A 20890-nucleotide genomic window follows, 5' to 3' on the forward strand; every position below is an offset into this window, starting at 1 on the left:
GTCATCCCATCATGCCGGTCGCCACCGGCCCAGCCTCGGTCCGGGCAGGCTCCGCCGGCGCCCGTGCCGGCCGCCGCACCTGCCACGCGGTGACGGCACCCACGACGAGCAGCGCCGCCAGCCCGGCCACGCCGAGGACCGCCATCGCCGGCGTGGGCGCGGTCCAGGCCCGTCCGGCGTACGCGGTGACGGTGAGCGCGGCGAACACCGCCGCGTATCCGGCGACCGCCACCGCCACGAGCCCGAGCCGCTGCCGCTCGCGGAGCCGGGTCGTCCCGAGCACGACGGCGAGCAGCCCCAGGACCTGCAGGCCGTGCAGGCCGGCGGCGTGCGCGAGCTTGGCGCTGCCCGCGGCGCCGAACACGACCCCGTCCGGGACGGCGCCCGTCGCCGCGTAGACGGCCTCACCGGTGGCCGCCATGCGCTGCCCGACGGCGCCGGAGGCCAGCACCGCCACGAGCCCGGCAGCGGCGGCGAGCCGGGTCGCCGCGCCCCCGCCGGCCCGCACCAGCACCCAGATCAGCAGGACGAGCACGGCGAGCACCGCGAGCACGATGGACATGCCCATGACCGACCAGACGGCGGCGTCGAACGCGGTGTCCGCGTTGAAGTGTGACGGCACGCCCCGCCAGCGCTGCAGCGTGATGAGCGCGACCTCGACGACGGAGGTGCCGGCGAGCAGGCCGGCCGGCAGCCAGCCCCACCGGCGCTCGGGGAGCAGGCGCAGCACCCAGCCGGCCGACCACAGCAGGATGCCGAACGACAGGCCGAACACCACGGGCTTGCGCCACGTGACCGCGCCGAGCCACGGGCCGCCGTCCACGACGGCGACGACGGCGTGCACGGTCCCCGACGCGACAAGGAGTGCACCGCACCACCACAGGAGCCGCTGCTGTGCGGTCACCGGCCGGACCGCCGCCCAGACGTGGCGGGCGAGGAGCAAGAGCATCATGCCGGTGACGGTATGGCGGCCGCGGACCGGCGCCGTCCCTCCGCCGAGGTCACCTGCCGTACCCCAGCGGGGGTACGGCAGGTGACGCCGTTACTTGCGCTCGCCCAGCCCGTCCACCAGGTACGGGTGGCTGGACGGGCAGTTCGCCTGCGACGGGAGACCGCTGCTCGTGCCGCGCCACGGGCCCCAGACGTAGAGGCCCCAGCCGCCCGGCGTGTTCGAGCAGTACGCCATCGCCCGGTAGTAGCCGGAGCCCGAGTCGCAGCGGTACCAGACGTAGCCCGGCACGTTCCACCCCTTGCCGATGTGGCAGCTCGACGGCGCCGCCGCGGCCGGGCTCGCGGTCGCCAGCACGCCCGTGGTGACCAGCGCGCCGGACATCAGCACGGCCGCCGCGGCCGTCCGCGCACCGCGCGCCACCCTGTTGCTCAATCGCTGTCCCCGCACAGTGCCTCCCCATATGTAATCCGCGCCGCCGTGCGGCACCGGGCCGAACGATGCAGCGACGGTACCCGACGGATCGGTCCGCGCGCCGCCCCGCACTCGCGGGTGCCGCGCCGATGGCAGGATTGGTCCATGACCGAGCACGGGTTCACCCTGCCCGGCACCCCGCACTACCACTGCTGTCCGACGCCGACCTCACCGCTCAGGTCCTGGCCGGCGCCCGCTATGCACCTCCTCCATGGCCGGTTCAAGATCGACGACTGACCCTGCCGGCGGTCCCGTTCCGGGGTACGCTCACCGTCGGATCGCGGAGGAGTCGTCATGGAGGAGCAGGTCCGGCAGGCAGTCGCCGCGTGGAACGCGCAGGACTGGGAACGGTCCGCGGTGCTGTACGAACAGCTCGCCACCCAGACACCCGACGACCCGAGGGCCGGCGGCTGGTGGTATGACGCGGCGTTGGCGCAGAAGTTCCGCCGGAACTGGGCGGAGGCGTACCGGCTCGGCATCCACGCCGCCGCGCACGCCGCCCGTGGCACGCAGGACCCGGCGTTCTGGAACCTCGGCATCGCCGCGACGATCCAGCGGGACTGGGCGACCGCCCGCGACGCGTGGACCGGCTTCGGGATCACCCTGCCACCCGGCGACGGCCCGATCGACGGCGACTTCGGCCTGGCCTGTGTCCGGCTCGACGGCGCCGAGGTCGTCTGGATCCAGCGGCTCTGCCCGACCCGTGGCCGCGTGATGAGCGTGCCGTTCGACACCTCCCGCCGGTACGGTGAAATCGTCGTCCACGACGGTGAGCCCAAGGGCGACCGGGTCGTCGACGACCGGACCTACCGGGTGTTCGACGAACTGATGCTCTTCGAGGCCTCCGACCGGCCCACCCTGACCGTCACCGTGACGGCCGCCGAGCCGGCGGACCTCGACGCGCTCGCCGAACTGCTCGACGCGGACGGCTTCGGCTTCGAGCCGCTGCGCAACGGGGTCGTGCTGTGCAAGTGCTGCAGCGAAGGCACCGTCGACCAGCGGGCGGTCGAGCTCAGCGGCGAGCAGCGCTGCCTGGTCGCGGCGCCGCTCGACCGGGTCCGCGAGGTCCTCGACCGCTGGCAGAACTCGGCGACCCGCACCTGGACCGACCTGCACCCGGCGACGTGATGCCGACGTGATTCGGTCAGCCGTTCCGTAGCGCGTCCTCGACCCCGGTCTCGTGACGGCCGAGGTGGACCGGATCGCGGCCGGAGAGCACGTCGAGGGCCGCCTTGACGCTCGCCACGTGCTCACGGGCGGAACTGGTCAGCCAGGCGACCCGGTGGTGCTTGACAGTGTCGTCGCCGACGCCGTTGGCATCCAGCCCGAGCCGGCGGCACACCGCGATCGCGCGCGGCAGGTGGAAGCTCTGCGTCACCACGATCGTCTTCTGCACGCCGAAGATCCGGCGGGCACGGGCGCAGGAGTCGTACGTGTCGAAGCCGGCATAGTCCAGCACGATCCGGTCGGCGGGCACGTCGTGCTCGACCAGCCAACGTCGCATCGCGGTCGGCTCGTCGTAGTCGTGGCGCATGTTGTCGCCGGAGACCAGGATGACGCGCACCTTGCCGGCGACGAACAGCCGGCGGGCCACCTCCAGACGGGCGGCGAGGAAATCCGACGGTACGCCGCTGTCGTCGACCAGCGTGCCCAGCACCAGGGCCACCGGCGCCTCGGGCACCGTCTGCTCGGTGAAGATGTGGTGGCCGGCGCTCGACCGCACCCACACATCGCTGGCCGTCGTGACCACGACCGCGGCCACCGAGGCCACCGTCGCCCACACCCTGATGCGCCGCGACCAGCGCCGGAACTTCGGACCCGGCCGCCAGGCCATGAACGATGGCTTCCGCACGCGCTCCATGATCCCCGCAGATGTCAACCGGCGGGTACCTCGACCGTGGTGGTGACCCGCCCGGGCGAGCCGGATGGTCATCTACGCTCGCCGCTGTGACGTATCCTCCGCATCCTCAGCAGTATCCGCCGGCTCCGTCCTTTCCGGGTGCGCCCGGTGCCACAGCAGGCCCTGGGATCAACGGGCTGGCGGTCGCGTCGATGGTGGTCTCGATCGCCGGGCTTCTCCTCTGCTGCGGCGGCGTGTCGGGTGTCGTCGGTGTTGTGCTCGGCCACGTCGCGCGGCGGCAGATCCGCCGGACCGGCCAGGGTGGTGCCGGCATGGCGCTGGCGGGCATCCTCGTCGGCTGGATCGGGTTCGTGATCTTCCTGCTGGTCCTCACCTGGCACATCCTCTTCAACGTGATGGCGGTGAAGATCCCTGGGTTGTGACCATCGGATCGTTTCGACGGGTGACATCTGTCAGCGGTGCCCGGCCTCGCGCGGAGCTACCGTCGGTTCCCGGAACGGCCGGAACCGGCCGCCGGGCCGGCCGGCGGCACGGGCGCTGATGACCGCGGGGCGGGCATCGCGCGAACCGGCACGCATCCGGTTCGCGCGATGCCCAGCTCGGTCCGGAACGGTCAGGCCACGTCGAACCGGTCGAGGTCCATGACCCTGGCCCACGCGGCGGCGAAGTCACGCACGAACTTCTCCTTCGCGTCGTCGCTCGCGTAGACCTCCGCGAGCGCGCGGAGGATCGAGTTCGAGCCGAAGACGAGGTCGACGCGGGTGGCGGTCCACTTCACCTCGCCCGTGCCGGTGTCGCGGCCCTCGAACGTCTCCTCCTCGTCCGTGGTCGGGGTCCACGTCGTGCCGAAGTCGAGCAGGTTGACGAAGAAGTCGTTGCTCAGCACCTCGGGCTGCGACGTGAGGACGCCGTGCTGCGACTGCTGGGTGTTCGCGTTCAGCACCCGCAGGCCACCCACCAGGACGGTCAGCTCGGGGGCGCTGAGCGACAGCAGCTGGGCCCGGTCGACGAGCAGCTGCTCCGCCGGACGCCGGTGTCCCTTGCCCAGGTAGTTGCGGAACCCGTCGAAGGTCGGCTCCAGGACCGCGAAGGACTCGACGTCGGTCTGCTCCGGCAACGCGTCCGTGCGGCCCGGCGTGAAGGGCACCTCGATGTCGAACCCGGCGTTCTTCGCGGCCCGCTCGACGGCTGCGGATCCGCCGAGCACGATCAGGTCGGCCAGCGAGACCTGCTTGTTCCCGCCCGCCTGCGCGTTGAACTGCTGCTGGATCTGCTCCAGGGTCTGCAGGACCTTCGCCAGCTGGGCCGGGTCGTTGACCTCCCAGTCGTTCTGCGGCGCGAGGCGGATGCGCGCGCCGTTGGCCCCGCCGCGCTTGTCGGTGTACCGGAACGTCGACGCCGCGGCCCAGGCGGTCGCGACCAGCTCGGAGATGGACAGCCCCGAGCCGAGGATCGTCTCCTTCAGCGCGGCGACGTCCTCCGCCCCGACCAGCTCGTGGTTGACCGGCGGGACGGGGTCCTGCCAGATCAGCGGCTCGGCCGGGACCAGCGGGCCGAGGTACCGCGCGATCGGGCCCATGTCGCGGTGCGTGAGCTTGAACCACGCCTTGGCGAAGGCGGCGGCGAACTCCTGCGGGTTCTCGTAGAAGCGGCGCGAGATCTCCTCGTAGATCGGGTCCACCCGCAGCGCGAGGTCCGTCGTGAGCATCATCGGCGCGTGCCGCTTCGACGCGTCGTGCGCGTCCGGCACCAGGTCACCCGCGGCCGGGTCGGTCGGCTTCCACTGCTTCGCGCCGGCGGGGCTGGTGGTCTGCTCCCACTCGAAGCTGAACAGCGTCTCGAAGAAGCTGTTGTCCCAGGTCGTCGGGGTCGGCGTCCACGCACCCTCGAGACCGCTGGTGATGGTGTCGCCGCCCTTGCCGGAGCCGTGGGCGTTCTTCCAGCCGAGGCCCATCTCCTGGATCGGCGCGGCCTCGGGCTCCGGGCCGACGTTGCGGTCCGGGTCGGCGGCGCCGTGGGCCTTGCCGAACGTGTGCCCGCCGGCGATCAGCGCGACGGTCTCCTCGTCGTTCATCGCCATGCGGCCGAACGTCTCCCGGATGTCCCGGGCCGCGGCCAGCGCGTCCGGGTTGCCGTTCGGGCCCTCCGGGTTGACGTAGATGAGGCCCATCTGGACGGCGCCGTACGGCTTGGCGAGCTCACGGTCGCCGCTGTAGCGCTGGTCGCCGAGCCAGGTGTCCTCGTTGCCCCAGTTGATCTGCTCGGGCTCCCAGACGTCCGCGCGGCCGCCGGCGAAGCCGAACGTCTGGAAGCCCATCGACTCCAGGGCGCAGTTGCCGGCGAGGACCAACAGGTCGGCCCACGAGATCTTCTTGCCGTACTTCTTCTTCACCGGCCACAGCAGGCGCCGCGCCTTGTCGAGGCTCGCGTTGTCCGGCCAGCTGTTCAGGGGCGCGAAGCGCTGGTCGCCGGAGCCCGCGCCGCCGCGGCCGTCGCTGATGCGGTAGGTGCCCGCGCTGTGCCAGGCCATCCGGATGAACAGCGGGCCGTAGTGGCCGTAGTCGGCGGGCCACCAGTCCTGGGAGGTGGTCATCACCGCATGGATGTCCGCCTTCAGCGCGTCGAGGTCGAGGCTGTTGAACTCCTCGGCGTAGTTGAACTCCGCGCCCATGGGGTCGCCCGCGGGCGGGTTCTGGTGAAGAGTGCTCAGGTCCAGCTGATTCGGCCACCAGTCACGGTTCGTCCTGGCCTTCGGCGGGCGCGCGGGGGACTCACTCGTGATGAGGCCGTTCTTCTCAGTTTCCACGTTGCTCTCCTTGAGCTCGGCAGCGGTGCCGGCCGCAGACGTCACGCTGAGACCGGGCAGGTCGGTTACAAGGTCAGGAATCGGGCGAGATGGGGCAGGCCGGGCGCAGGCGGGCCCGCGACTCGTTGCGGGCCGCGGAGCCGGCCGGCTCGATGCGCCGCACCGGACCCGCGGCGGTCGGCGCCCACGGCACGTCGGAGGCCGCCTGCGTGGACACGTCGCCGAGCTCCCCGCGCGCGACGCGGACGATCGCGTCCGTGTCGGTGTGCGGGTGCTCGCGCACCGCGGTCAACGCCGCCACCCGAGGGCGGGCCACACGCAGGGTGGCCCCGCGCAGCAGGGGTTCGGCGTCGAACACACTTCGCACGGTCCGTAGTTTGGACACTTTTCTGGAGTGAGTCAAGAAAATCTTGAGGGTGGTTTCTCACCCCTCGTGGCTCAACCGTACCGACGCGCGGGGGATGCGGCCGGGCCGGCAGATCGGTGATGGCGATGCAATCGGGGGAGTCCGCGTATTTGCACGCGCGGGCTGTCGTGCCGTCGGGTGTGGCGCGCGGCACCTTCGCCCGGGATCGGCACGGTGGGACCGGCGGGCGTCAGGCCGTTTGCGAGGATCGGAGCATGTCCGATCACCAGCCTGCCTTGCCGACGCGGTCGGGAGGGCCGCACAGCGGCACCGCCGCGGTTGCTCCCGTGGCGGACTCCGGGGACGGCTCGGCAGCCGCCGCCACGAGACGGCGGAGGCGGCTGACCCGCCTGATCGTCTTCGCCGCCGTCGTGACGGGTCTCGCCGTGATCGGCCTGCACGGACGCCTCCCGGCGCCGCGGGACGTCCTCAAGGCGCTCGCCGGCGCCGGCTACCTCTGGATTCTGCTCGCCGCGTTCCTGCAGGCCGCTTCGATCGGCGCCTTCGCGCTCCAGCAACGGCGCCTGCTCCACAGTCTGGGCGTGCACCTGCGGCGCGGCCGCGCGTTCGCGATCATCCTGGCCAGCACGGCGCTGTCCATCAGCCTGCCCGCCGGGCCCGCGCTCTCCACCGCGTACACCATCCGGCAGTACGAGCGTGCCGGTGCCACGCGAGAGATCGCCGCCGCCTCCGCGATCGTGTCCGGGCTGGCGTCCATCGGCGGGCTCGCCCTGCTGTACGTCGGCGGCGGTGCCGCGATCGTCGCCGGCAGCCCTGCGGCGTTGCTGAACTGGCGACCCCTGGTCGTCGTCGTCGGGCTGGCCGTGCTCACCACCGCGGTCGTGCTGGCCGGACGCCGGTACTCCCGCAGGCCGCCGGCGAGCCGGTCCGGACGGACCGGCGGCCGCGCCGCGCGGTACGTGCGGATCGCGCTGAACTCGGCCCGCGAAGCGTGGCGGGCGGGTGCCGGCCTCCGCACCGTCGACTGGGCGGCGGCGCTCGCATACGCCACCGTCAAATGGCTCGCGGACCTGCTGTGCCTGATCGCCGTCGCCCGGGGGCTCGGCCTGCCGGTCGGCGTGGCGGCACTTGCCGGCATCTACCTCAGCGTGCAGATCGTCCGGCAGGTGCCCCTCACCCCCGGTGGCGTCGGTGTCGTCGAGACCGCCCTGATCGCCGGGCTGACCGCCGCGGGCGCGACTGGGATCGGCGCGGCCGCCGCCGTCCTGCTCTACCGGCTGCTCTCCTGCTGGCTCATCATCCCGGTCGGCGGCCTCGCCGCGCTGCTGCTCCGTCGCGAGCCGTCCCGCGACCGTGCCGTGAAGTGACTCCCGCCGCGCGTGACGACGGATGCCGTCACAAGGTCAGCTCACGGCGGCCGGCGGGCCGGTCTCCGTGAGCCGGCCGTCGGCGAGCAGCAGCCAGCGCTGCACGCCGATCTCCGCCAGGAACCGGTCGTCGTGGCTGACCACCACGAACGCGCCCCGGTAGGCGTCGAGGGCCCGCTCCAGCTGCGCGACGCTGGTCAGGTCGAGGTTGTTCGTGGGCTCGTCGAGCAGCAGCAGTTGCGGCGCGGGCTCGGCGCACAGCACGCACAGCAGCGTCGCCCGCAGCCGCTCCCCGCCGGACAGCGCGCCGACCGGCAGGTGCGCCCGCTCCGCCCGGAACAGGAACCGGGCCAGCTGGTGCATCATGTCCGACGCCGGCATCCGCGGCGCGAACGCCCGCAGGTTCTCCAGCGTGCTGCGGTCGAGGTCGAGCAGGTCCAGCCGCTGCGAGAGGTACGCCACCCGCCCGTCGGCCCGCGCCGTGCGGCCCCCGTCGGGCTCGAGCAGCCCGCCGAGGATCCGCAGCAGCGTCGACTTGCCGGTGCCGTTGGCGCCGGTGAGCGCGATCCGCTCCGGGCCGCGGATCGTCAGCGTCACGCCGTCGCCCGCGAACAGGTCGCGGACCCGCAGCCGCTCACCGTCGAAGACGGTGCGGCCCGCCGGCACGGTCGTGTCCGGCAGTGACAGCGCGAGGGTGTCGTCCTCGCGCAGCGCCCGGTCCGCCTCGTCGACCCGCGCCCGCGCCGCCTCGAGGCGCTGCGAGTGCAGCTCGTTCGCCCGGCCGGCGGACTCCTGCGCGCGGCGCTTCAGCCCGCCCTGGATGATCCGCGGGATGTCGGCGTTGGTCCGCGCCCCGGTGCTCGCCCGGCGCGCGGCCCGCTCCCGGGCCTGCTGCAGCTCCCGCTTCTCCCGCTTGAGGTCCTGCTCGGCGCTGCGCAGCTGGCGCTCCGCGACGTCCCGCGCGGCGCGTTTGGCGGCCTCGTACTCGGCGAAGTTGCCGCCGAACATGCGCACCTGGCCGTGGTCGAGCTCGGCGATGCGGTCCATCCGGTCCAGCAGCACCCGGTCGTGGCTGACCAGCAGCAGGCACCCGGACCAGTCGTCGAGCACGGCGAGGAGCCGCCGGCGGGCGTCGCGGTCGAGGTTGTTGGTGGGCTCGTCGAGCAGCAGCACCGACGGCGCCTTCAGCAGCTGCGCCGCCAGGCCGAGGGAGACGATCTGGCCGCCGCTGAGCGAGCCCAGCCGCCGGTCCAGCGCGACGTCGCCGAGGCCGAGCCGGCTCAGTTCGGCGCGGGCGCGCTCCTCGACGTCCCAGTCGGTGCCGATGACGGTGAAGTGTTCCTCGCTCGCGTCGCCGGACTCGATGGCGGCCAGCGCGCGCACGACCGGCGCGATCTCCAGCACGTCGGCGACGGTGAGGTCGCCGGACAGCGGCAGCGCCTGCGGCAGGTAGCCGAGCACGCCGTCGACGGTGACCGAGCCGCCGGTCGGCCGGTGCTCGCCGGCGACCAGCTTGAGCAGCGTGCTCTTGCCCGCCCCGTTGGGCGCGACGAGGCCGGTGCGGCCGGTGCCGACGGTGAACGTGAGGTCGTCGAAGACCGGGGTGCCGTCCGGCCAGGAAAAGGACAGACCGGTGCAGACGATGGAAGCCTTGGACATTGGGCAGCTCTCATGCGCGACCCGGGCACACCTGTGCCCGGAAGGAGGACAGGGGAAGGAAACGACGAACGCAGCACTCCGGGGTCACCCGGAAATGTCGTCGTCCTCTGTCCGCATCGGAGCTCGAACTCCCACCATGTCGCGATCAACTGCCCGTCGAGCATAGCAGCCCGCGCCGACCGGCCACCCGGCCCCGTGCGGCGCCGGCACACCCGTCACCGTCGAGGGCTCGTGGCCGCACGACAAGGTCGTGCTGATGGCGTTCGAGGACCGGGCCGCGTTCGAGCGGGTTGCGACGGCGTCGTGCTCACCGTGCAGGGCTTCTGATCACGGCGCGGCGTGGGCCGTCGTGTCCCGGGACCGCCCACGCCGGTTCGCCAGCACGGCCGGACCGTGCTCGCCGACCCAGCCGATGAGGGCGTCGATCGTGTCCACCAGCGTCCGGCCGAGCGGGGTCAGACCGTACTCGACCCGCGGCGGCACCTCCGCGTAGACGCTCCGGCTGACGAGGCCGTCGCGCTCCAGGTCGCGCAGGGTCTTGGTCAGCATGCGGTGGGAGATGCCGGCGACGTCGCGCTGGATGGCCGTGAACCGCTGGTCCCGCTCGACGAGCGCGGCGACCACCGCGAGCGTCCACTTGTCGCCGATGGTGGTGAGCAGGTCGCGCACGACCGCCCGGAGCGACTCGTCCCCACACACCGCCGCCGTTCCGGCAATGTCCGGCTTCGTCATTTCGGGATCCTTTCGTATCACGCACTTGAAAGTGCGTATCGCACTATTTAGTGCGGATGCGGGACTGGGAATCAACCACTTCGAGGCACTGCTCACATGGTCGGAACGCAATTGCCGTTCATTTCACGACGTCCAGTGTTAGGGAGTCCAGAGCGTGACAAAGATCGCCATCATCGTGGGCAGTGTGCGGCCGGGCCGATACGGCCGCGGTGTCGCCGACTGGGTGCACGAGCAGGCGTCGAAGCGCACCGACGCGCAGTTCGAGATCGTCGACCTTGCCGACTTCCCGCTGCCGCACCTCGACGAGCCGATCCCGGCCTCCGCCGGCAGCTACGCCAACGAGCACACCAAGGCGTGGTCGGAGCGGGTCGCCGGCTTCGACGGATACGTGTTCGTCTCACCGGAGTACAACCATTCGACGAGCGGGGTGCTGAAGAATGCGCTCGACTATCTCTACGCCGAGTGGAACAACAAGGCGGCCGGTTTCGTCAGCTACGGCGTGGTCGGCGGCGCCCGGGCCGTCGAGCACCTGCGGCTGATCGCGGCCGAGCTGCAGCTGGCCACGGTGCGGTCGCAGGTCGCGTTGTCCTTCTACACCGACTTCGAGAACTTCACCGCGCTGACCCCCGGCGCCCACCAGTTCGACGCCCTGAGCGCCCTGCTCGACCAGCTCGTCGCCTGGTCCGACGCGCTCGCACCACTGCGCAAGTAGCGGCGTCCTGACCCCGGCGGCCGTCCCGGCCGCCGGGGTCGGGTTGCGCAGGGCCGCACGGGGTGGGACTCAGGTGAGTTCCGGGCCGCCGTCGATCGAGAGGGCACGGCCGGTGAGCCACGGCGTTGACGCGGATGCCGTCGGCGGCGGGTCGGTTGCGATACCGGGATGCTCGGCACCGAGCCTTGCTCACGCGGCCGCTACGTGATCGAAAAGAGCCGGTCAACGGGGTCCACGACGGCGGCCAGCAACGCGCCGGGCACGAGGGCCGGGTCGTCGGCGCGGATCGTGTCCGCCTCGAACGTGGCGAACCCGGGCCCGCTGATACGCAGGTGGAGTTCCAGCCCAGGATCCTCTCCGTCCAGGTGGTTCGCCACCGCGAGAATCTCCGCCGTCGCGGCGACACCAGCGGCGGACAGCCGACGCGCGTCGCGGCGCGAGCGGGTGACCAGCCGCCAGCCGAAGACGCCGAAACCGACACCGACGCTCGTCGCCAGTACGCCACCGGCGAGCAGGCCCCAGAAGTCCGCGGGCGACCGCAGCGGGTCCAGCGTCAGCGCGACGGCGAGCAGGACCGGTCCGGGCAGGCAGATGGCCAGGAACATCAGTCGGCAGAGCAGCGCGCCGATCGGACCGATGCGCGCTTCCGCTTCCCGGGGGCTGCTCGTCACCCTCGCACCGTAGTGCAGCGCCCGACGTGACTGACCGACTCGTCAGAGCGGCGTGTTCGCGTAGCCGGCCGGCGTCCGCCGCGGCCTCGTCCGGGTGACCGGCGTCCCGCAGGACCTCGCCGTCGCGGACCGGCGACCAGTACCGCTGCCAGGCCCGTCCCTGGTCGCGGGGCGCGGCCCACGGCGCTCCATCGACGCATAGCATCCCGCGCCACGGGCGACAGCACCTCGGGTGTGGTGAACGCGTGCGGTCCCGGCACTAGGCTCTCGGCATGGCCGATGGCGTGCCCGGTGCGGAGGACCGCGTCGCACCTGTGGTGCGCGAGATCCTGGCGCTGATCCCGGCGGGATGCTCGTGGCTGCGGCCGGTCCGCGACGGCGGCGGCCGGGTGGTGGACTTCCGTATCGAGGCGGTCAGCGGCCAGGTCAGCGACATCTACGGGCGGGGCGTCGAGCGGGTCGGGGCACTCGTCGGCGAGCTGTATCCGGCCATGATCGGCGGCCCGCTGTGGCAGGCGTACCACGACGTGCTGGCCACCGGCGCCGCCCGCTGCCTGCCGGCCTACCGGTACCGCGGGAGCAGCGCCGGTGTCGTGGCCGAGTCGACGTTCGAGGTCAGCGTTCACCGGGTCCTCGGCGGCGTGCTCTCGTGGTGGCAGCGGCTCGACGAGGAGCAGCGGCGGCTGGAGCGCACCGAGCAACTCGGCCGCCTGGGCTGGTCCGAGTACGACCTCACGACCGGGCGGATCGACTGGTCCCCGGGCATGTACCACATCTTCGAACGGGACCCCGCCCTCGGCCCGCTGTCCCGCGCGGAGCAGACCGCCGCCATCCTCCCCGACGACCGGGCACTGCCGGAGACCGTCTGGCAGACCCTCGACAGCGGTGCCACGTCCGACGTGACGTTGCGGTTCCGGGCCGGTGCCGGCGTGAAGTACCTGCGGATCCTCTCCGACGTCGCACGCGACGCCGACGGCGCGCCGCTGAAGATCTACTCCGTCATGCAGGACGTCAGCGCCCGCGAGGACTCGCGGACCGCGATCCAGCGGCTCCGCGACCTGCTGCGCACCCGCGAGACGACGGCGCTGGCCGAGCACCGGCTCGCCGCCCAGCTGCAGAACATGATCCAGCCCGTGCCCCGCGAGCCGTTCCCGCTCGCCGGTCTGCAGGCGACCGTCAGTTACATGCCGGCGGAGTGTGCGGTGCAGGTCGGTGGCGACTGGTACCACGCGCAGACGCTCCCCGACGGGCACGTCGCCCTCGGCGTCGGCGACGTCGCCGGCCACGGCCTCGAAGCCGCCAGCGGCATGGCCCACCTGCGGTTCGCGCTCGTCGCCTGGCTGTCGATCGGCATCCGCGACCCCGGCGTCCTGCTCGGCCACATGAACCGCCTGAGCGCACAGCTGCGCATCACCGGGACCGCCGTGATCGCGATCTTCGACCCGGCGGCGCGCACCCTGTGCTGGGCGCGCGCCGGTCACGCGCCGCCGCTGCTGACCCGCGCCGGCGCGGCCGACGAGCTCGACCCTCCGCCGGGCCTGCTGCTCGGCGCCGCCGACGACGCGGGCTACCCGGTCGCCGTCGTCCGCCTGCAGCCGGACGACCTGCTGCTGTTCTACACCGACGGGCTCGTCGAGCGGCGGTCGGCGAGCGTCACGGAACGGCTCGACAAAGTGCGCCGCGACCTCGTGGACGTCTGGGCCGAGCCCGGCGAGCCGGCGCTGGCCCGGCTCCGCGCGCTGCTGTACCGCCCCAGCCCCGACGATGACACCTGCACCCTCGCGGTGCGCGTCCTGCCCGACTGACGCTCGGCCGATCAGGCGCTGAGATCAATGGAGGTCGAGGCGCATCCGCACGACGGTGCCGCCGGGGGCGGCGAACGCGGTCACCTCGTCGCAGATCCGTTCGACGATCGCCAGGCCGCGGCCGCCGGGCGCGTCGGCCGGTGGCATGTCCCGCCCGAACGTCCGCATCGGCCCGCCGTCGAGCACCTCGCAGTACAACCGGCCCGCCTCGGCCCACAGCCGGACGGTCCCGCCGCCGGAGGCGTGCTGCAGCGTGTTGGTCGCCAGCTCATTGACCGCCAGCACCAGCAGCTCTGCCCGAAGCGGCGGCAGGCCCAGGGCGACCGCGCGGGCGCACACGAACGTGCGCACCACCGTCAGATCGGCCGGTGCGGTGTAGGAGGCCGTGTCCGCGCGGCGCGTGCGGGCGGCCGGATCTCCGGGGTGCTGCTCAGGCATGGTCGGCGTGCCCGCTGTCCGCGGTCGGCGGGCTCAGCAGGTCGGCGACGCCGGTGACTTGCAGCACGTGCGCGACCACGCCACCCGCGTTCACCAGGTAGAGCCGGCGGCCCTCCTCCTGCGCGGCCCGGTGCGCGGTGACCAGGCCGTGGACTCCGCTGGAGTCGAGGAACTCCAGCTCATCGGCATCGACGACCACGACCGGCGCCGTGTGCACGGCCGACATGAGCACGGCTGTGAGCTGCTCCCGGCTCGCGAGGTCGCACTCGCCGGCGAGCGTCACGACGACACGGCCGGGCTCGACCGACATCCTCGACTCGAAGCGCGCCATGTGGTCGTGGCCTCACTTCCTCGCACCGGGGGCGATGTCCGGCACCATCATGTCATCGATCGTCCGTCAGCGTGTCAGGGAGTTACCCGCCTGCCACGCTGAGCGCCGCGGGTGCCGGTCAGGTCCCGGGCCGGGCCCGGCGGCTGGTCACCGGCAGCCGGTGGAACGGGATGGGCCGGTCGGCGGACCAGGGTGCGGGCGGGGCGGTCGTCAGCGAGGCGAACCGCAGCAGCACCCCTTCGTAGCAGACCCGGCAGGCGGCGAACTCGCGCCACGCCTGGTCACGGTCCGTCCTGAGCTGCGCGCCGGCGGCACGGAGCCGGCGGCACGCGTCGTCGTACTCCTCCCGGGTCACCGCGATCGGGGCGTTGCGCCGCCCGCCCGCGTCGTACGGCATTTCGTAGGGCATGTGGAAGTAGTCGCCGATGCGCCGCAGCGCGAGGTGGCCGGCGCGCACGCACAGGCCGGCGTGGGACGGCTGCGTCCCCTGGGCGATGAACGTCGAGGAGACGAGCGCGGCGGAGTCCAGGACGGCGCCGGCGGCGGTGACCCAGTGCCGGTCCGGTGAGGGTGAGCGGAAGAAGACCAGGATCGGGTTGGACGAGTGCGTCTCCTCCAGCTCGTTGAACCACCTGGTCCAGTCGTGCCAGTACTCGTCGAGCAGCTCGACGCCCTTGGCCCGCAACAGTCGCTCCAGCAGCTCGGTGGCCGACGGGGGCGTGCCCGCCTCGACCTCCAGCGCGGTCACGAGCACCTCCCGCCTGGAGTAGCTCGAGTACAGGGCCGGGAGGTAGTTGATCACCATCGCGAGCAGGCCGAGGCCGACCATCGCCTCGACGACCTGCACCGCGCCGGTCGCGAGGCCGCTCGGCTGGTGGAAGCCGAGCGTCAGCAGCGACGAACCGCTGTCCAGCAGCGCGTCCTGCCAGGGACGCACGCCCAGCGACCAGAACACCGCGGCGAACCCGGTCAGGATGAGCGCGAGCCAGGCCACCGGCAGCGCCAGCACCGTGACCGGGCCGAACAGCACCAGCACGTGGTCACAGTCGTGGTAGGTGCGCGCCCTGCGCAGCCGCAGGTCGAACAGCGCCCGGACGGCGACCATCACCCAGCGCGTGATCAGGACCGTCGTGCCGCGCGGCACGACCAGGGTGCGCGCCGCGGAGAACGCGGTGGCCAGGACCGTCGCCGCGCCCAACAGCCCGACCAGCAGCGCGAGGATGTCACGGCCCATGACGGTGCCCCGGAAGTCGAACTTCAGCGTGACCTCTCAAGGTACCCCGGCAGCGAGCGGGGCCGGGCTCACCCGGCCGCCCACCCCGGGGTTCACCCCCCACGGGTCCGGAGCGGACGTATGGTGGTAAGTGGCCTGCAAGACAAGCGGGAGAGCAAAACTGGTAAAACAGTGGAGCTGAGACGTCGAAAGGCTGATCGGTCGAAAGACCGAGAGGTTGGACGACGATCCCCACTACCTGATCCGGGTAATGCCGGTGAAGGGAAATTGCCTTGCAGGTCATGGAGGCCGCGACGTCCGACCAAGACGCCGCGGCCTTGTTGTGCGCTCAGCCCGCCGTGCGATCGGCCGGGTGGCCGGCTACGCGACCGGGAAGTCGAAGTACGTGCGCGGGAACGGTTCGCCGCCGAGCGTGTAGTGCCACCACTCCTTCGGGTAGTTGGCGAATCCGCCCGTGGCCATCAGCCCGGTGAGCAACGCCCGGTTGTCCCGGACCGCAGTGCTCAGTCCCGGGGCGGCCGTGTGCGCCAGCGGGTCGAAGCAGTCGAACCCGGTGCCCATGTCGATGCTGTTGTCCGGGAACCGTTGCCCCGCCGGTGCGGTGCAGGCGACGAGCGGCCGGTCCGGCGTGTACGAGGGCTGGTCGCGGGGCGGCGTGGCGACCAGTGTCAGATCCACCGTGCTGCCCCGGCTGTGTGCGGTGGGCCCGCCGATGTACCCCTCGTCGAAGAGCACGGACTTGTCGACCTCGGGGTAGAACTCCGACTTCATCCGCTGGTCGCGGTCGCCCGCCCAGCGGATGAAGTCGTCGACGCCCTGCTGCGGGCGATAGCAGTCGTACACCTTCAGGCTGTATCCCCGGGCGAGCGCGGCGGTCTGCACGTGGTGCAGCGCCTCCGCGGCCTGCCGGGTGAGCAGGCAGCGCGGCTGCCGGTAGCCGGCGACCGGCCGGCCGACAAAGTTGTGCGCGGTGGCGTACCGGATGTCGGTCAGGATGCTGGGATCCACGTCCGGCAGCGCGACGAATCCCGGCGGGACCGGGGCGAGGGACGCCCCGGACGGGCTGGCCGGTGCCGGCGGCGACGGCTCGGCGGCTGACGGCGACACCGTCTGGGCCGGTGACGAGCCGGTGGCGGAGTGTGGCGGCCGGGCCGATGGTGCCGACCGGGCAGGCCCGCCGCAGGAGGCGGTCAGGGCACAGGCCGCGGCGGCGACCAGGACGCGGACGACGAGGTGCATGCCCAGATTATTCGGCTTTGTACGCAGATCGATGCTCCCCGGGGCGCGGATCACGCCGTACGGGCAGGCCGGGATGCAGTAGCCGCAGCCGTTGCAGATGTCCTCCTGGACGACAACCGTGCCGAACTCGGTGCGGAACAGCGACCCGGTCGGCACGTACAGCCAGCCCTTGCCGTCGCCCTGCTGGACGAACGGGTCGTCGCCGGCGATCGCCTCCGGGCCGGTCGCGCCAGGCGGCGGCCGGTAGCCCGGCGGCTTCGTCCGCTCGAAGTCGGGCACGTCCGGCCCTGCCCAGACCCCGCGCTCGGCGTCCCACCAGACGTACCGCTTGCGGTCGCTCCACGGCCGGCCCTCCGGATCGGCGGAGGCCCGGTTGTACATGAGGCGCCGGTTCAGCGGCCAGGCCCAGCCCCACTCGAGCGCCACCTCGTCCTGCTCGGTGCGCGGCTTGCGGCGGGCCGCCTGGTTCACCCCGCCGGCGTACACACCGGCGTAGATCCAGCAGCCGCCCGCCGTCGTACCGTCGATGCGGTACTCGGCGAAGCCCGACAGCGGCCGCCGGGTCGCGGTCTCGTAGCCGTTGATCTCCATGAGGACCGCCTCGGCGCTCGGCTCGTCGTGCACGCCGTGCACCGGGTAGTCCCAGTCGAGGTCGAGCAGCGCCCGGTCCCGCGGCTCGGTGGACCCGGCCAGCCGCTCCCGCATCCGCCGGCCGAGGTGGTAGAAGAACCACAGCTCCGAGCGGCAGTCGCCCGGCGGGTCGAGCGCCTTCTCCCGCCACTGCAACAGCCGCTGCGTCTGGGTGAAGGTGCCCTCCTTCTCCACGTGCGAGGCGGCCGGCATCAGGAACACCTCGGTCCGGCAGTGCTCGGGCACGATCTCGCCGGTGCGGACCTCGAGGCTGTCCTTCCAGAACGTGGCGCTCTCGATCTCGTACAGGTCGCGCACGACGAGCCAGTCGAGGTTCGCCATGCCGAGCCGTCTTCGCCTACGAGTCCGGGCTCATCCGGCCGGGCGAGGACCGATAGCGACGGTGTTCCGGTTGGTGGCTGCCGGTGCGGGTACCGCTCCGCGGTGCGGGACCGACACCGGAACCCGTTCACGGTCGGCCTGCTGGGGGTGGCGGGCGCGGCGGCCTTCGGCCCGCCGGGCGCCGCCGCGATCGACATCCTGCTGGACCGGTCATGACGCGGGCCCGGCCGCTGCTGTGCACCGGCAGGCCGGAGTGACCGGCTTCAAATGGCTGCACCAGGACCCGCCGGGCCTCGTACCGGCCTGGTACCTCCCCGGTGGCGACCTCGCCAGCGCCCTCGCCGCCGCCGGCGGACCGGCAGCCAAGGCCAAGGTCCTGCTCAGGGCCGCGACGCGGCTGCGGCTCGCCCCGCTGTACGTGCTCGCCGTCGCGGTCATCGGGTTCCTCCTCGACCGGGCCGATCCGCAGACGCGGAACCACCTGATCGCCGCCAACTCCACCAACGTGGCCAACCTCGACCAGCACCGGGTCTGGACGCTGGTGACCAGCGCGTTCATCGTCACCGAGCCGCTCGGTGTGCTCACGGTCGCCCACCTGCTGCTGCTCACCGGCGCTGCCGAGCTGCTATGGGGACGACGGCGGCTGTTCGAGGTGTTCTTCCTGACCCACGTCGTCGCCAGCTGCCTGGTCTACGCCCTGCTGCGGACCGGGATCCGGTACGAGTGGGTCGAGCGCACCGTCGCCACGGCCAGCGACGTCGGCACGAGCTACGGCGCGCACGCGGTCGGCGGGGCCCTCGCGTTCAGCCTTCCGGTGCGGGCCCGGCGGGTGCTCGTGCCCCTGGCGCTCGCCGCCGTGCTGCTGCCGCTGGTCGGCGAGCGTACGTTCACCGACGTGGGCCACCTGCTGTCCACCGTCATCGGCCTGCTCGCCGGCTGGCAGATGCGCCGCCGCCCGCTGGCCGGGCGCCTGCGCCTCCCGGCGCGGATGCGCGACGACCGGCCGATGGCGTTCGCGTTCGGCACCGAGGAGGAGGCCCGGACGGCGCTGGCCACGGTGCTGCACCTGCAGGAGCACCATCTGGTGCACCTAGCGGACGCCGTCGTCACATGGTCCGACCGGGCCCACCGCATCCACGAGCGGGAGACCCGCGACCTCGGCGTCCTCGACGGCGCCATGGCCGGGACCGCCTGGGGCGTGGTACTGGGCACCCTCGCCGGGTTCCCGGTGGCGGGACTGGTCGCCGGTGCGGGCGTCGTCGCGGTCGTCGCCGGCCTGCACGACGCCGGCCTGCCCGACAGCACGGTGGTCCACAGCGCACGTGCCGCCCCGCCCGGCGGGGTGGTGCTGGTCCTGCTCACCGATCGGGCCGACCGGACGCGGCTGACCAGTGTCCTCGCCGGCGTCGGCGGCGCGCCGGTCGGGCCGTAGGCCCGGTGCCGCATGGTGCGGCGGAGCGCGGGTACAAGGTGCTCGTCCATTCGATGACCGCCCCGCCGGAGCGCGTGATGACCGACCTCAGGAAGCTGCCGACCTGGCTCAGCGAGCAGGGTGATGTCCTGGCCGGACCCGTGGTCGACGCGGTCCGCCGGCGGCGGTTCGGCCGCCTGTGGACGGGTCCGGCGGCGGCGCTGATGGTCGCGGGTCTGGCGCTGGCGGCGCGGACCGGACCGGGACACGCCTTCGTGTCCGGCTTCGCCATCACCCATCCGGGCGACCCGCTCCTCGTCACCCTGGCCAAGCTGCCCCTGTCGATGTTCGCCCCGGCGGCGCTCCTGCCGTTCTGGTTCGCCGTGCTGCAGGTCGGCGTCGTGTTCTCCCTGGTGCAGGCCGCGGCCGGTGCACGGTGGACGCTCCTGGTCGCCGCGCTCGGGCACACCGTCGCGACGCTGTCCGCCCGGCTGTGGGTCCTCGCCGGCCCACCCGTCGGCGTCGCGCACGGGCTCGGCCACTTCGGCGACGCCGGCCCCTCGGCGGCGGTGGTGTCGCTGCTGGCGTACGTCGCGGTCCGGCGCCGGGCCGGCTGGCTGGCCCTGGGCCTGATCGCGTACCACACGATCGAGGTCGCGGTCCTCAACGGCCTGACGCAGCGGGAGCACCTGGTCGGCACGGTGACGGGAGCAACGGTGGCCCTGGCCGCCGCCGTGTGGGCCGCCCGGCAACGGGTGCCGCTGGCGGACGTCGCCGTCGCCGGATCACGCGATCGCCGGCACTAGGGTGGGTCCATGCTCGATCACCTGTCGATCCAGGTCGCGGACGTCTCGGCGGCAGGATCGTTCTACGACACCGTGCTCGCCCCGCTCGGCGGCCGGCGCCTCCTCGAGTTCGGCCCGGTCGTCGGCTACGGTTCGGACCGGCCGGTATTCTGGCTGGGCCCGGTGACGACGGGCGGTGCGGCGCGCGAGGCGCACATCGCCTTCACCGCGGCGGACCGCGCGTCGGTGGTGGCGTTCTTCGAGGCCGCCGTGGCGGCGGGTGCCGAGGTGTTGCACGAGCCGCGGCTGTGGCCGGAGTATCACGCGAGCTACTTCGGCGCGTTCGTCCGCGACCCGGACGGCAACAACGTCGAAGCGGTGTGCCACCGCCCGGAGTGACGCTCCCGGCGGGTGCCTTGTAGACAGGCTTCGGCCGGCAGGGCCTCGGCTTGGTGAGCTTTGGTCATCGGGCCTTAGTTGGCGCTCCCCGGCCGGCGGGCTCTGATTGTTGGTGCGTTGGTCGTCGTGCCCCGTTCGTCGTGCCCCGGTCGTCGGGCGCGGGCTGGTCGGGTGCTGGTCGTTGGGTGCTGGTCGGGCGCGGGCTGGTCGGGTGCTGGTCGTTGGGTGCTGGTCGGGCGCGGGCTGGTCGGGTGCTGGTCGTTGGGTGCTGGTCGGGCGCGGGCTGGTCGGGTGCTGGTCGTTGGGTGCTGGTCGGGCGCGGGCTGGTCGGGTGCTGGTTGGCAGGTGCTGGTCGGGCGCGGGCTGGCAGGTGCTGGTTGGCGGGTCCCGGTCGTCGGGTGCTGGCTGGTGGTGCCTCGGCTTGGCGGGCTCTGGTCATCGGGCCTCGGCGGGGCTGGGGCTGACGGGCTCTGGTCGTCGGGGCTTGGGTTGGCGGGTTCTAGGTGCTGGGCCTTTGGTTTGGGGTTGCGTCCCCGGCCCACGGGCCTTGATCGGCGGGCCTTGGTCGGCGTGGGCAGCTGTGGCTTTGCGTGAGTGGCAATCTTGCCGGAGTGGTGCCCGCTTGTCGCCACTCGACTGCCACGCGCGTCGGACATTCCGGACATCACGGTGCATCGA

At 72.7% G+C, this 20890-nt stretch carries 21 protein-coding genes and 1 pseudogene; 9 read left to right on the top strand and 13 right to left on the bottom strand.

The genetic code is table 11. The features are described from left to right. Position 1: 1 nt before the first annotated feature. Together Dfulv_RS23695 and Dfulv_RS23700 are read right to left on the bottom strand one after the other, a co-directional pair. Positions 2–952: a hypothetical protein gene (locus tag Dfulv_RS23695; RefSeq protein WP_259866904.1), complete on the bottom strand. Its 951-nt coding sequence runs from the start codon at positions 950–952 to the stop codon at positions 2–4. 90 nt (positions 953–1042) lie between these two features. Then, positions 1043–1384 carry a hypothetical protein gene (locus tag Dfulv_RS23700; RefSeq protein WP_259866906.1) on the bottom strand — a complete coding sequence of 114 codons (342 nt, stop codon included), beginning with the start codon at positions 1382–1384 and terminating at the stop codon, positions 1043–1045. A 144-nt stretch (positions 1385–1528) separates the two neighbouring features. Here Dfulv_RS23700 and Dfulv_RS23705 point away from each other — a divergent pair, with 144 nt between their 5' ends. Both Dfulv_RS23705 and Dfulv_RS23710 read left to right on the top strand, forming a co-directional pair. Further along, positions 1529–1660, top strand: coding sequence for a hypothetical protein (locus tag Dfulv_RS23705; RefSeq protein ID WP_259866908.1), 132 nt, complete (start codon positions 1529–1531; stop codon positions 1658–1660). Positions 1661–1717: 57 nt separating this feature from the next. Beyond that, positions 1718–2551, top strand: a complete 834-nt coding sequence (locus tag Dfulv_RS23710; protein ID WP_259866911.1) for a tetratricopeptide repeat protein — start codon at positions 1718–1720, stop codon at positions 2549–2551. 16 nt (positions 2552–2567) lie between these two features. On the opposite strand, the gene Dfulv_RS23715 is transcribed toward Dfulv_RS23710, so the two are convergent. After that, the gene (locus Dfulv_RS23715; RefSeq protein WP_406567982.1) at positions 2568–3284 is read right to left on the bottom strand and encodes a SanA/YdcF family protein; all 717 of its coding nucleotides are present in this window, start codon (positions 3282–3284) and stop codon (positions 2568–2570) included. Positions 3285–3370: 86 nt separating this feature from the next. Here Dfulv_RS23715 and Dfulv_RS23720 point away from each other — a divergent pair, with 86 nt between their 5' ends. Then, positions 3371–3706 carry a DUF4190 domain-containing protein gene (locus tag Dfulv_RS23720; RefSeq protein ID WP_259866914.1) on the top strand — a complete coding sequence of 112 codons (336 nt, stop codon included), beginning with the start codon at positions 3371–3373 and terminating at the stop codon, positions 3704–3706. Between the two features lie 191 nt (positions 3707–3897). Here Dfulv_RS23720 and katG read toward each other — a convergent pair whose 3' ends face one another. Next, positions 3898–6171: a catalase/peroxidase HPI gene (katG, locus tag Dfulv_RS23725; protein WP_406568027.1), complete on the bottom strand. Its 2274-nt coding sequence runs from the start codon at positions 6169–6171 to the stop codon at positions 3898–3900. Beyond that, positions 6164–6457: a hypothetical protein gene (locus Dfulv_RS23730; protein ID WP_259866916.1), complete on the bottom strand. Its 294-nt coding sequence runs from the start codon at positions 6455–6457 to the stop codon at positions 6164–6166. Before Dfulv_RS23730 ends, katG begins: the two co-directional genes overlap by 8 nt. Before the next feature lie 326 nt (positions 6458–6783). Between Dfulv_RS23730 and Dfulv_RS23735 the strand changes: the two genes are divergently transcribed. Continuing rightward, positions 6784–7824: a lysylphosphatidylglycerol synthase transmembrane domain-containing protein gene (locus Dfulv_RS23735; RefSeq protein ID WP_259866918.1), complete on the top strand. Its 1041-nt coding sequence runs from the start codon at positions 6784–6786 to the stop codon at positions 7822–7824. A gap of 36 nt (positions 7825–7860) precedes the next feature. Here Dfulv_RS23735 and Dfulv_RS23740 read toward each other — a convergent pair whose 3' ends face one another. Both Dfulv_RS23740 and Dfulv_RS23745 read right to left on the bottom strand, forming a co-directional pair. After that, positions 7861–9483 carry an ABC-F family ATP-binding cassette domain-containing protein gene (locus tag Dfulv_RS23740; RefSeq protein WP_259866920.1) on the bottom strand — a complete coding sequence of 541 codons (1623 nt, stop codon included), beginning with the start codon at positions 9481–9483 and terminating at the stop codon, positions 7861–7863. A 327-nt stretch (positions 9484–9810) separates the two neighbouring features. After that, a complete protein-coding gene (locus Dfulv_RS23745; protein ID WP_259866922.1) occupies positions 9811–10215 on the bottom strand; it encodes a winged helix-turn-helix transcriptional regulator in 405 nt (134 codons plus the stop codon). Positions 10216–10369: 154 nt separating this feature from the next. Between Dfulv_RS23745 and Dfulv_RS23750 the strand changes: the two genes are divergently transcribed. Next, positions 10370–10927 (top strand): NADPH-dependent FMN reductase, encoded by a 558-nt coding sequence (locus Dfulv_RS23750; RefSeq protein ID WP_259866925.1) that lies wholly within the window; start codon positions 10370–10372, stop codon positions 10925–10927. A gap of 200 nt (positions 10928–11127) precedes the next feature. On the opposite strand, the gene Dfulv_RS23755 is transcribed toward Dfulv_RS23750, so the two are convergent. Beyond that, positions 11128–11598 (bottom strand): hypothetical protein, encoded by a 471-nt coding sequence (locus Dfulv_RS23755; protein ID WP_259866927.1) that lies wholly within the window; start codon positions 11596–11598, stop codon positions 11128–11130. Between the two features lie 272 nt (positions 11599–11870). Between Dfulv_RS23755 and Dfulv_RS23760 the strand changes: the two genes are divergently transcribed. Then, positions 11871–13403, top strand: coding sequence for a PP2C family protein-serine/threonine phosphatase (locus tag Dfulv_RS23760; RefSeq protein ID WP_259866929.1), 1533 nt, complete (start codon positions 11871–11873; stop codon positions 13401–13403). 24 nt (positions 13404–13427) lie between these two features. Here Dfulv_RS23760 and Dfulv_RS23765 read toward each other — a convergent pair whose 3' ends face one another. From Dfulv_RS23765 to Dfulv_RS23785, 5 genes and pseudogenes are all read right to left on the bottom strand, one after another. After that, positions 13428–13841, bottom strand: a complete 414-nt coding sequence (locus Dfulv_RS23765) for an ATP-binding protein (protein WP_259866931.1) — start codon at positions 13839–13841, stop codon at positions 13428–13430. Next, positions 13834–14172: an STAS domain-containing protein gene (locus Dfulv_RS23770; protein ID WP_259866934.1), complete on the bottom strand. Its 339-nt coding sequence runs from the start codon at positions 14170–14172 to the stop codon at positions 13834–13836. The genes Dfulv_RS23765 and Dfulv_RS23770 overlap by 8 nt, the downstream gene beginning before the upstream one ends. Before the next feature lie 118 nt (positions 14173–14290). Continuing rightward, positions 14291–15406, bottom strand: coding sequence for a hypothetical protein (locus Dfulv_RS23775; protein WP_259866936.1), 1116 nt, complete (start codon positions 15404–15406; stop codon positions 14291–14293). A 360-nt stretch (positions 15407–15766) separates the two neighbouring features. Further along, on the bottom strand, positions 15767–16801 hold the full coding sequence (locus Dfulv_RS23780; protein ID WP_259867879.1) for a M15 family metallopeptidase: 1035 nt from the start codon (positions 16799–16801) through the stop codon (positions 15767–15769). Then, positions 16790–17635: pseudogene (locus Dfulv_RS23785) on the bottom strand (molybdopterin-dependent oxidoreductase); the annotation flags it as partial. The gene Dfulv_RS23780 and the pseudogene Dfulv_RS23785, both read right to left, overlap by 12 nt. Positions 17636–17870: 235 nt before the next feature. Here Dfulv_RS23785 and Dfulv_RS23790 point away from each other — a divergent pair. The 3 genes from Dfulv_RS23790 (at position 17871) to Dfulv_RS23800 (ending at position 20212) form a co-directional block, all read left to right on the top strand. Next, positions 17871–19049 (top strand): rhomboid-like protein, encoded by a 1179-nt coding sequence (locus Dfulv_RS23790; RefSeq protein ID WP_259866938.1) that lies wholly within the window; start codon positions 17871–17873, stop codon positions 19047–19049. Positions 19050–19126: 77 nt separating this feature from the next. Next, positions 19127–19834 carry a hypothetical protein gene (locus Dfulv_RS23795; protein ID WP_259866940.1) on the top strand — a complete coding sequence of 236 codons (708 nt, stop codon included), beginning with the start codon at positions 19127–19129 and terminating at the stop codon, positions 19832–19834. 9 nt (positions 19835–19843) lie between these two features. After that, positions 19844–20212, top strand: coding sequence for a VOC family protein (locus Dfulv_RS23800; protein ID WP_259866942.1), 369 nt, complete (start codon positions 19844–19846; stop codon positions 20210–20212). Positions 20213–20890 lie beyond the last annotated feature (678 nt).

The organism is Dactylosporangium fulvum, from assembly GCF_025137375.1.
Lineage (GTDB): Bacteria > Actinomycetota > Actinomycetes > Mycobacteriales > Micromonosporaceae > Dactylosporangium > Dactylosporangium fulvum.